This is a genomic window from Streptomyces chilikensis (genome assembly GCF_001642695.1).
GTDB classification, from domain to species: Bacteria; Actinomycetota; Actinomycetes; order Streptomycetales; family Streptomycetaceae; genus Streptomyces; species Streptomyces chilikensis.
The window spans coordinates 1-9,940 of the sequence record NZ_LWCC02000002.1 but is presented as its reverse complement, the minus strand read 5'-3'; the positions used below and the strand labels follow the sequence as shown (position 1 = coordinate 9,940).

The window sequence follows — 9,940 nt, the reverse complement described above, 5'->3', positions numbered from 1 at the left end:
TGACGACCGGGGCGGCCAGGGTGAGCGACAGCCACTGCCAGTACGTGAACTGCCAGGCCGGGACCATCGCCATCGCAATCACCGGGACGGCCAGCACCACGGCGGTGACCAGCCGCTGCCGCAGCGGCCGCAGCTCATCGTTCTCCGCCTCCCGCTCCGGCCCGCCGTCCCCAAACCCGGCCGCACCGGACACCGCCTTCGGCTCCGGCCGGCGGGCGGTGTACCCGGTGGCCTCCACCGTGGCGATCAGGTCCGCGACCTCCAGGTCCTGCCGGAAGGTGACCTTCGCCCTCTCCGTGGCGTAGTTGACGGTGGCACTGACCCCCTCCATCCGGTTCAGCTTCTTCTCGATCCGGGCCGCGCACGAGGCACAGGTCATGCCTCCGATCGCGAGTTCGACCTCGGCTGTGTCGGGCGTGGTAGTGGTCATGTCTGCTCCTCGGAGCTCACGGACGTGATGTGCGACAGATGGGACAGGGCGGGGACCGCGAAGACGGCGCGGCCCCCGCCCGGTTCGTGGGTCAGGCGGCCGCGCGGCCGACGAAGTCGTAGCCGGCCTCATCGATGGTCTTGGCGATCAGCTCGTCGAGCGCGGCGTCGGGCTCGGTCGAGGTGGTCACCGTGACCAGTCCGGTGCCGATCTCGACCTCGACCGCGGTGACCTGGTCCAGACCGCCTACCGCACGGGTGACGACGCCCTGGCAGTGCGCGCTGCCGATGCCTTCGGCCTTGTAGATGGTCTTGACCTCCGCCGTGGTGTGGCAGCTTCCGTCAGGGGTGCAGCAGTTCGACACGGATTCCTCCACTACTGGTCCTTATACCCCTGGGGGGTATGGGGTGACGGCTTCATGTATACCCCCCGCCCGTATCGGGTGGCAAGCGTCGACCTGACTTGACTTAGTACCCCGGGGGGGTATGTTAAGGCGTGTTGGCCGCACGCACGAGCGGCCCGGAGATGAGGAGTTGTCCATGAACACCGGACTGCGGGTCACCGTCTTCGCCGCCGCGCTCGCCGCGACCTTCGGTGCCGCCTACGGCGTGGGCGGCGCGGTCGGCCCGATTTCATCCGAGCCGGAGAGCGGCACCCACGGTGGCTCCAAGAGCCATGCGGCCGCCGGACACAAGGAGGGAGCGGCTGGGCACGACGAAGTGAGGGGTGGTGGTCACGAAGCGGCACCGCCAGGAGGTCTCGAGGTCTCCAAGGACGGCTACACGCTCGACCTGGAAACCCCGCGCATCGAAGCCGGCGAGAAGACCAGCCTGCGCTTCGCCGTCATGAGGGACGGGACGGGGCGCAAGGTCACCGCGTACGAGCGCGAGCACGGTAAGGACCTGCATCTGATCCTCGCCTCGCGCGACCTGACCGTCTACCGTCATCTGCACCCCACCCGGGCCGCCGACGGTACGTGGTCCACGCCTGTGGACCTGCCCAAGGCCGGTAGTTATCGCGTCTTCGCCGACTTCAAGCCCAAGGGCGGCGAAGCGCTCACCCTCGGCGCCGACCTCGCCGCGTCCGGACCTTACGAGCCCGGCGAGCTGCCCGAGCACAGCACGACAGCCAAGGTCGACGGGTACAAGGTGAAGCTCGGGGGCACCCTGACCCAGGGTGAGCACAGCGAGGTCACCCTGACGGTCACCAAGAACGGCAAGCCGGTCCGGGACCTCCAGCCCTACCTGGGCGCCTATGGCCACCTGGTCGCACTGCGCTCCGGTGACCTCGCCTACCTGCACGTTCACCCGAACGGCGAGCCCGGCGACGGCAAGACCGAGCCCGGCCCTGAAGTCTCCTTCACGGCTACGGCACCGAGTGCCGGCGCGTACCGCCTGTTCCTGGATTTCAAGCACGAGGGCAAGGTCCGGACGGCGGCCTTCACGGTGCACGCGGGCGGCGCGGCGGACGAATCCGAGAAGCCCGCCGAGGCCAAGCCCGCAGAGGAAGACCCCGGGCACACGCACTGACTTCGTGGGCACGTCGCATATGGCCTGATCGTGAAGAGGGCCTCGCCTGGTCCCGGCTCCCATGGGAGCCGGGACCAGGCGCCTTGCGGTGATGAAGGCGGCGAACCTTCAACTGCCGGTGCGGCAGCTCCTGGTGAAGTACGACTCGGTGAAACACGCCGTACGTGTCCTCGAGAACGAGTCCGGTCCGCCGCGGACTCACCGTGCGGCGCTGCCGGCCGTTGCCGGGCTTGCGCTCGTGATGTCGCACAACGTCGGGAGCACCGGGAACGGGCACGGCTGGAGGCGGCCGAGCGGTTCGAGAGTGGTGAGGCGAACGCGGCGGACGCCAAGGACTCGCGGATCGGCGTCTGCTGCTGCGTCCCGCATGGCCTGGAGCTGGAAGGCCGGGCTCGAGTGACAGGGGCGGCTGTGTCTAGGAACGCACGAGGCGGGCGATGGCGTCACGGGCTTCCTTCAGCTTCATGTCTCCTTCTTCACCGCCTTCGGCGACAGCGGCCCGTACACAGGTGTCCATGTGCTCGTCGAGCATCTGCAGGGCGAAGGACTGCAGGGCGCGTGTGGCGGCGGAAACCTGGGTGAGGACGTCGATGCAGTAGGTGTCCTCTTCCACCATGCGCTGCAGTCCTCGGACTTGTCCTTCGATCCGCCGCAGCCGCTTGAGCACGTCGTCTTTGTGGTTGCTGTAGCTGACCATCTGCCATCTCGTCTTTCTCGTGTGCGGAACACGGCTGCGCTCGTTCGCTGCAGCGGCAGCAGGTTCCGGCAGCACGGGGGGCCAGGTAGAGATATCGCACTGGAAGCCGAGCCGTCCAGTATACCCCCCAGCGGTATTACGCCGAGCCCCTTCCTTCGGTGTGACCGAATCCTGAGCACGGTCACGACGGGGGGTGAGGGTGAGGTCCGAGCGTTGCGGTGGGCTCGCGTCGACGTAAGGCGACAACGGGGTGATGCCGGTCGTCGCCGTGCTGCTCACCGCCTGTCGGCTTGGACGCACGGGTGGGCTTGCCGGTCCGGAGGGCAAAGGCGTGTGCGGACGGCGTGGTTGGGCTGGAAGCCCAGGAAGGGGCGGTGGACACCCGCGCTGGATGCAGTGGCGGCGAAGGGGATTGACGGGCCGGGCTTGGTGGCATCGTTGCCGGGTTCACCGTCGGGAACGGGCGTGGGGGCAGGTGAAGGCCGCCGGAGCGCAGGGTGGCGAGGTGGTCGTAGATGTCCAGGCGTGGCTCCAGATCGACGGCCGGGCGACTGGCGGCAAGGGTGGGTCCGGGATCCGGCCGTCTTGCCGGGGTCAGGTTGCCGCGATGACGGTGGTGAGAGCGGTGATCTTCACGCCGGCGTTCAGGGCGGACCCGTTCTCGGCGCTGTCGCCGCCTCCCTCGGCGTCCCTCTGACCCTGTACGGCCCAGGGGTATGGCCGGGAGCCGAGAACGTTTGCCAAACATACCGGGAGGGGGTATATCTAATGACGTCAGTGGTACCCCCCTGGGGTACATCCTTGTTTGCATCCTCCGGGAGGAACCTCATGTCCTGCTGCACCCCCGACGGCAGCTGCTCCACCGGCACCGCCACGGCTGAGGCCACCGAGGGCACCACCACCGTCTACAACGTTTCCGGGATGACGTGCGGGCACTGCAAGGCCACGCTCACCAAGGAGATCGGCGCCCTGGACGGCGTGCTGGCGGTCAACGTCGACCTGGAGACCGGACAGGTCGCCGTCACCAGCTCCGGCGAGCCCGATGACGCACTGCTGGCGAAGGTCGTCGACGACGCCGGTTACGAGCTCACCGGCCGTGCGGCCTGAAGGTTCTGCCCGTCTGCCGGGCCCGTCCGCGGCCCGGCCTCTTCCTTCCCCTTCCGCTCACCCGATCCGGAACTCCCTGCACCTGCGCGGCTTCGAAGCCGCCGGCTGCTGACACCTCGACCTCGCCGCGCGGGCAGGGGCGGGCCAGTGCCCCGATGAGGGACGTGGACGCTCCCGGGTGGGCTGACCTGCAGGATTCACCTCGGCCGGGAAGGCGGCCTTCGCCCGCAGGCTCTGCTGGTCACCCCTGGCCGGCGGGGCGACAGCCCACAGCTGATTCCCCTGCTCGAGCGGATGCGGGTGGAGTGCCCGAACAGTGGCCGTCCACCACTCGCCCCGACCGCCTGGGCGGTGAAAGGCGTACAACTCGCGTCGGAGCCATCGCCATCGGCGACGCGGGCCGAACCTGCCGAGCTCCGCAACGGCGTCGGACGTGAAGCCGCGCTTCAGCATCGCGCCGGGTCGGTCAGGCGGCCCGGTTGAAGCGGCTCGGGCGGGCGGTCAGCTTGAGGAGTTCGTGCAGGGCGGTGCCGTTCTCGGCCCAGCGCCTCAGTCTTTCTCTGTCGAGCCAGTGGATCTTGTGCTGGTCACCCCACTTCATGGCATCGCGGGTGAAGGCTCCATTGGTGATCACGACCGCGTGATCGGCCTTGTGGACAGGTCCTGATGTTCCCTTCACCTCGTACATCACCCGCGAGCCGACCTTCCCGCCGACGGCGGTGTGTTTGGCCTGGACGACGAGCCGGCCGAGGTGAGGATGGTCGCCGATGACATCCGCTGCCTGATCACCCCGGCCGCCCACCCGGCGGGCCTGCCAGCCGTCGCGGATCAGCAGGTTCTTCATGGCTTCTTCGAAGGCGTGGTCGTCCATGGCGTCCAGTTCGGCCAAGGTGATGCGAAGCATGGCCAGCCGCTCCGCGGCCCGACGTCGCGCTGCGGTCGACCGGGCGACGCGCCACGCGGCGCAAGCCCCCGCGAGCACGGTGAGCGCCAGCACGATGGGCCACGCCTCCACCAGGGTTCGGACTGCCTGCGTGACCATGCGGGTGGTGAGGACGAGGACCGCGGCCACGACGGCGACGGCCGAGACGACTTCCGCCGCCCCCCGAGGGCGCCGCAGACGAACGGGTTGCCGCTTCACCGGTGGGCGGGCGACTGTGAATGGCGAGAAGCGGAGGAGCGCGCACGTCGTCCCGGTGCGCCGGGTCAACGGTGCTGGTTCCTCCTGTTCAACCGGCGTGCACGCCGTATGGGTCCCTGGAGTGCCGTACTCGCGCCGGAGGGGCCCGAAAAGAGATGGCGCCTGACCGACGGCGGCTCTAGGCTGTGCCGTGTTGGCGAAGCGCCTTGTGGGTGCTGTTCGTTCGATTCGAGGACTCCGGGAGGTGTGACCGATGGCTGTCTCTGTGACGGGCCCTGCCCGCATCCAGTCGTTCGTTCCGTTCACCTCCGTGGCCTCCGGCTGACACCTCTCTTCTTCCGCGCCTGTGACGCGCGGCGCCGGGGCCGCCCTTCGAAGGGTTTCCCTTGAACCTCTCTTCTCTTTCGGCTTCCTCGCACTCCCTCGCCCGCTTCGGCTGGGACGAGGGGTGGGAGGCCGAGTTCTCCTCCTACGCCGCGCAGGGGCTGGTCCCCGGGCGCGTGATCCGGGTCGACCGCGGGCAGTGCGACGTGATGACCCCGGAGGGCGTGGTGCGCGCGGACACCGCGTTCGTCACCCCCCACGACCCGATGCGGGTCATCTGTACCGGCGACTGGGCCGCGATCGACCCGGCCGGCGGCGAGCCCCGCTACGTGCGGGAGTACCTGCCGCGGCGGACCGCGTTCGTGCGGTCGACGTCGTCCAAGCGGTCCGAGGGGCAGGTCCTCGCCACCAACGTGGACCACGTGGTCGTCGCCGTGTCGCTGGCCCTCGAGCTCGAGTACCCGCGCATCGAGCGCTTCCTGGCCCTGGCCTGGGAGTCGGGCGCGCAGCCGCTGGTGGTGCTCACCAAGGCGGACCTGGTGTCCGACCCCGTGACCCTCGGGCACCTGGTGCGCGACGTCGAGGGGACGGCGCCCGGGGTGCAGGTGCTGGCGGTCAGCGCCGAGACGGGAGAGGGCGTCGACGTGCTGGCCGCCACCGTGGCCGGCGGGACCACCGTGCTGCTCGGCCAGTCCGGCGCGGGGAAGTCGACGCTGACCAACGCGCTCCTCGGCGAGGAGGCGATGAGCGTGCAGGCCGCGCGGGACGTGGACGGCAAGGGCCGGCACACCACGACCACCCGCAACCTGTTCGCGCTGCCCGGCGGAGGGGTGCTGATCGACACGCCGGGGCTGCGCGGCGTCGGGCTGTGGGACGCGGGCCGGGGCGTCGGGCAGGTGTTCGCGGAGATCGAGGAGCTGGCCGCCGACTGCCGGTTCCACGACTGCGCGCACGTCGCCGAGCCCGGGTGCGCGGTGCTGGCCGCGCTCGACTCGGGCGAGCTGCCCGAACGGCGCCTGGAGAGCTACCGCAAGCTGCTCCGGGAGAACCAGTACATCGTGGCCAAGACCGACGCCCGGGCCAGGGCCGAAATGCGGCGCGAGTGGAAGCGCCGCGGGGCCGAGGGGCGGGCCGCGATGGAGGCCAAGCGGGGCCGCGCGCGGTAGCCGCGCGTCCGGCCCGGAAGGAGGAGCGGCGGCGGCCGAACGGCCCCGCCGCCACCTCCCCGACGCCGGGTTAAACCTCCGTCACCACCCCTCTTGCGGGTGATCCTGACGACGCGACCGACACGCTCCGTGTCGGTCGCGTTACGTTGTGGAACTGTCGGCTGCGTCAATGCACACCTGACGCACGGCCAACTGAACAGTGCGGAGGACGGAATACATGGTCAAGGCGGTACGGGTCATCGTGGCGCTGCTCCTGGTCCTGCTGGGTACGGCACCGGCCCACGCGGCGACGCCCGACCGCCGGGGGGAGAAGGAGGAGTGGGCCGGCACGTGGGCGACCGCCGCCTCCGGCACGGCGCCGCCGTTGCCCGGAGCGTCCATCCGCAACGTGGTGCACACCAGCATCGGCGGCAGCACGGCGCGGGTCCGCCTCTCCAACCGGCTCGGCATCCGTCCGCTCCGCCTCGGCTCGGTCACGCTGGCGCTGCAGGAACACGGCTACTTCCCCCGGCCGGACGCGGTGCCGGGCACGATGCGTCAGGTGCTCTTCGACGGCAGGCCCACGGCTGTGGTGCCGGCCGGCGAGGAGGTCGTCAGCGACCCGGTGCGGCTGCAGGTGCCGGGCGGCTCCAACCTCCTGGTGTCGGTCCACACGCCCTTCGACGACGGACCGGCCACCTACCACCGGATCGCCAAGCAGACCAACTTCGTCGCCTACGGCGCCGACCGCGCCTCCGACGTGCGCGGCGGGGCCTACACCTCGACCGTCCGGTCCTGGTACTACGTGACGGGCGTGGACGTCCGCACCGCGCGGGCGGCCGGAAGCGTGGTGGCGCTGGGCGACAGCCTCACCGACGGCGTGGGGACCACACCGGACAGCAACAGCCGCTGGCCGGACCGGCTGGCCGACCGGCTCGCCGCGCTGCCGCCGCGCCACCGGCTCGGGGTGCTGAACGCGGGGATCTCCGGCAACCGGGTCCTCAACGACCGGTCAGGGCCGAGCGCGCTCGAGCGCTTCGACGCCGACGTCCTGCGGCGCAGCGGTGTGCGGACGGTGATCGTGCTGGAGGGCATCAACGACGTGATGACCGACGCGGCGGGCAAGGACGGCATCAAGGCGTTCCGCAAGGCGTACCGGACGCTCGCGAAGCGGGCGCACGCCAAGGGGATCAAGGTCGTCGGGGCCACGCTGACGCCCTACCGCGGGCATCTCGCGTACACGCCGGGCCGGGAGGCGCTGCGGCAGGAGGTCAACCGCTTCATCCGTGAGGACGCGCCGTTCGACGCGGTGGTGGACTTCGACGCGGCGGTGCGGGACCCGCAACGGCCGGACCGGATCCGGCCCGCCTACGATCCGGGCGACCACCTCCACTTCAACGACGCGGGGATGAAGGCGCTGGCGCGAGCCGTCGACCTGAAGGCGCTGCGGGGTTGACGGCTGATGTTCAGCTTGTGAGGACAGTGAGGAGCCACGCGCCGAGGACCAGGAGCGCCGCGTAGAGTTCCACCAGCAGCACGGTGCCGCCGGAGCCCATCAGGCTCCGGACCGCCGCCCTCGCCTCGCGGGGGCGGCGGCGTTCGCCCACGCGTTCGTGCAGGTAGAGGCCGCCGAGGAAACCGGGCACGGCGCCGATCACCGGCAGCAGGAAGAAGCCGAGGAACGCGCCGGCGCCCGCGTAGCCGCGCAGGTCGGACCGGCGGCCGACGGCGGTGGTCCGGGAGTCCCGCCGGTGCGAGATCTGGGCCCGCAGCAGCTGGGCCAGCAGGAGCAGGAGGGTGGCGCCCACCAGCACCGCCCACGCAGTGGGCCGGGGGTCGTTGAGGGCCCACCAGAGCACACCGGCCCACACGAGCCACGACCCGGGCACCCCCGGTGCCAAGACTCCGCAGATGCCGAGCAGGATGATCGCCCCGGCCAGCAGGAGTTCCCACGCTCCCATTCCTCCAGGGTGCCGGAAACGGGCGGTGTGTGCGGGGTTGGCACGGCCGTGGGGTCGCGGCGACTTCGGCCTGCTGTTCGGGTTGTCGTCCGAAAAATTGTTCTGGTGGCGGTGTCCGCCCGAATGGCGCGTGCCCGGTTTCAGACGCGCGGCGCGGTCGATGATTAGGGGCATGAGCCAACAGGGGGAGACGCCCACCGGCCACCGGGACGAGGACGGGGACGAGGACGACTGGTGGGGCCAGCTGTACGACGAGACCGCCGGTGACACGGGACCGACGGCCGCTCCGGACTCCCTGGACGACCGGTTCGCCTCGGTGGCGGGGACGGTCGGCGGGAGTGCGGCCGACGGCGTCCCGGAGGACGGCCGGAGCGTGCCCGCGCCCCGGCCCGGATCCGGGGCCGAGGCGCTGACGACCGGGGCGGCCAGGGTGAGCGACAGCCACTGCCAGTACGTGAACTGCCAGGCCGGGACCATCGCCATCGCGACCACCGGGACCGCCAGCACCACGGCGGTGACCAGCCGCTGCCGCAGCGGCCGCAGCTCATCGCTCTGCTCCTCCCGCTCCGGCCCGCCGTCCCCAAACCCGGCCGCACCGGACACCGCCTTCGGCTCCGGCCGGCGGGCGGTGTACCCGGTGGCCTCCACCGTGGCGATCAGGTCCGCGACCTCCAGGTCCTGCCGGAAGGTGACCTTCGCCCTCTCCGTGGCGTAGTTGACGGTGGCACTGACCCCCTCCATCCGGTTCAGCTTCTTCTCGATCCGGGCCGCGCACGAGGCACAGGTCATACCTCCGATCGCGAGTTCGACCTCGGCTGTGTCGGGGACCGTGGTGGCCATCACCGCTCCTCGGGCTGTGGGATGTGAGAGGGGGCAGGGGTGTCAGGGGTGCGGCCGGGCCCGTGGGCGGGCCCGGGCGGGCGGGTTCTCAGGCCGCGCGGCCGGTGAGTTCGTAGCCGGCGTCGTCGACGACCCGCGCCAGCAGCGCGTCGTCCGGCTCGCCGGAGGTGGTGACGGTGACCCGGCCGGCCTCCAGGTCCACGTCGACCGCGAGGACGCCGTCCAGGGCGCCGATCTCCCGGGTGAGCGTGGCCCTGCAGTGCCCGCACGTCATTCCGGCGACGTCGTACACGGTGGTGGCGCCCGTGGAGACCTCGGTGGCCACGGCCGCGCCGGTGCCGGTGGAGCAGGTGCCGTCAGGGGTGCAGCAGGACATGGTTCCTCCAGGGATGTGGGCAGCCGGTACCCCCGGGGGGTACCTTTACATCTTCAGGTATACCCCCACCCCGTATCTTTGGCAAACCCTTTCTGCGTACCCCCCGGGGGTATTCGGTCGGCCGTGTTGTCACTGCGGCGGCGACACCGCCGAGAAGGGATCCGTCACGAACACCGGTGCGAGAACCACTGCTTTCACGGCCGGCAGGCGTCGCCCGGCCCCCGGGAGGGTGGTCACGGCGAGGGGCGCGACGGCGCCACGGAGCCCGGCCCCGGCATCTCCTTCACCGCGACCGCGCCCGGCGCGGGCGCCTGCCGCCTCTTCCTGGACTTCCGGCACGACGGTGTCGTCCGCACCGCGGCCTTCACCGTCCGGGCCGACGGGACCGCC

The 9,940-nt window shown here is 70.9% G+C and carries 10 protein-coding genes and 2 pseudogenes; 4 read left to right on the top strand and 8 right to left on the bottom strand.

Going from position 1 to position 9,940, the window contains the following annotated elements:
• A partial coding sequence (locus A2U95_RS00070) for a cation transporter (protein WP_166020120.1) occupies positions 1-430 on the bottom strand: 430 nt, incomplete at its 3' end.
• 91 nt (positions 431-521) lie between these two features.
• Positions 522-806: a heavy-metal-associated domain-containing protein gene (locus A2U95_RS00065; protein ID WP_420856933.1), complete on the bottom strand. Its 285-nt coding sequence runs from the start codon at positions 804-806 to the stop codon at positions 522-524.
• 163 nt (positions 807-969) lie between these two features.
• Here A2U95_RS00065 and A2U95_RS00060 point away from each other — a divergent pair, with 163 nt between their 5' ends.
• Positions 970-1,959: a hypothetical protein gene (locus A2U95_RS00060; RefSeq protein ID WP_166020118.1), complete on the top strand. Its 990-nt coding sequence runs from the start codon at positions 970-972 to the stop codon at positions 1,957-1,959.
• Positions 1,960-2,374: 415 nt separating this feature from the next.
• On the opposite strand, the gene A2U95_RS00055 is transcribed toward A2U95_RS00060, so the two are convergent.
• Complete coding sequence (locus A2U95_RS00055) at positions 2,375-2,656, bottom strand: metal-sensitive transcriptional regulator (RefSeq protein ID WP_166020116.1); 282 nt, start codon at positions 2,654-2,656, stop codon at positions 2,375-2,377.
• An 828-nt stretch (positions 2,657-3,484) separates the two neighbouring features.
• Here A2U95_RS00055 and A2U95_RS00050 point away from each other — a divergent pair.
• Entirely contained in the window at positions 3,485-3,763 is a 279-nt protein-coding gene (locus tag A2U95_RS00050; protein ID WP_166020114.1) for a heavy-metal-associated domain-containing protein, read from the top strand.
• Between the two features lie 466 nt (positions 3,764-4,229).
• Here the strand turns inward: A2U95_RS00050 and A2U95_RS32275 are convergent, their stop codons facing one another.
• Positions 4,230-4,835, bottom strand: a complete 606-nt coding sequence (locus A2U95_RS32275; RefSeq protein WP_240957140.1) for a restriction endonuclease — start codon at positions 4,833-4,835, stop codon at positions 4,230-4,232.
• Positions 4,836-5,290: 455 nt separating this feature from the next.
• Here A2U95_RS32275 and rsgA point away from each other — a divergent pair, with 455 nt between their 5' ends.
• Positions 5,291-6,394, top strand: a complete 1,104-nt coding sequence (rsgA, locus tag A2U95_RS00040; RefSeq protein WP_166020112.1) for a ribosome small subunit-dependent GTPase A — start codon at positions 5,291-5,293, stop codon at positions 6,392-6,394.
• A 217-nt stretch (positions 6,395-6,611) separates the two neighbouring features.
• Positions 6,612-7,829 (top strand): SGNH/GDSL hydrolase family protein, encoded by a 1,218-nt coding sequence (locus A2U95_RS00035; protein ID WP_166020110.1) that lies wholly within the window; start codon positions 6,612-6,614, stop codon positions 7,827-7,829.
• A 10-nt stretch (positions 7,830-7,839) separates the two neighbouring features.
• On the opposite strand, the gene A2U95_RS00030 is transcribed toward A2U95_RS00035, so the two are convergent.
• The 4 genes and pseudogenes from A2U95_RS00030 to A2U95_RS31930 form a co-directional block, all read right to left on the bottom strand.
• Positions 7,840-8,334 carry a DUF456 domain-containing protein gene (locus A2U95_RS00030; RefSeq protein WP_166020124.1) on the bottom strand — a complete coding sequence of 165 codons (495 nt, stop codon included), beginning with the start codon at positions 8,332-8,334 and terminating at the stop codon, positions 7,840-7,842.
• A 399-nt stretch (positions 8,335-8,733) separates the two neighbouring features.
• A pseudogene (locus A2U95_RS33300) lies at positions 8,734-9,174 on the bottom strand (cation transporter); the annotation flags it as partial.
• 88 nt (positions 9,175-9,262) lie between these two features.
• A complete protein-coding gene (locus A2U95_RS00020) occupies positions 9,263-9,550 on the bottom strand; it encodes a heavy-metal-associated domain-containing protein (protein ID WP_166020108.1) in 288 nt (95 codons plus the stop codon).
• Positions 9,551-9,679: 129 nt separating this feature from the next.
• Positions 9,680-9,940: pseudogene (locus A2U95_RS31930) on the bottom strand (hypothetical protein); the annotation flags it as partial.

Coding starts and splice junctions, on each gene's coding strand:
- A2U95_RS00060 (WP_166020118.1), top strand. CDS start 970: ATGAACACCGGACTGCGGGTCACCGTCTTCGCCGCCGCGCTCGCCGCG.
- A2U95_RS00055 (WP_166020116.1), bottom strand. CDS start 2,656: ATGGTCAGCTACAGCAACCACAAAGACGACGTGCTCAAGCGGCTGCGG.
- A2U95_RS00050 (WP_166020114.1), top strand. CDS start 3,485: ATGTCCTGCTGCACCCCCGACGGCAGCTGCTCCACCGGCACCGCCACG.
- A2U95_RS00035 (WP_166020110.1), top strand. CDS start 6,612: ATGGTCAAGGCGGTACGGGTCATCGTGGCGCTGCTCCTGGTCCTGCTG.
- A2U95_RS00030 (WP_166020124.1), bottom strand. CDS start 8,334: ATGGGAGCGTGGGAACTCCTGCTGGCCGGGGCGATCATCCTGCTCGGC.
- A2U95_RS00020 (WP_166020108.1), bottom strand. CDS start 9,550: ATGTCCTGCTGCACCCCTGACGGCACCTGCTCCACCGGCACCGGCGCG.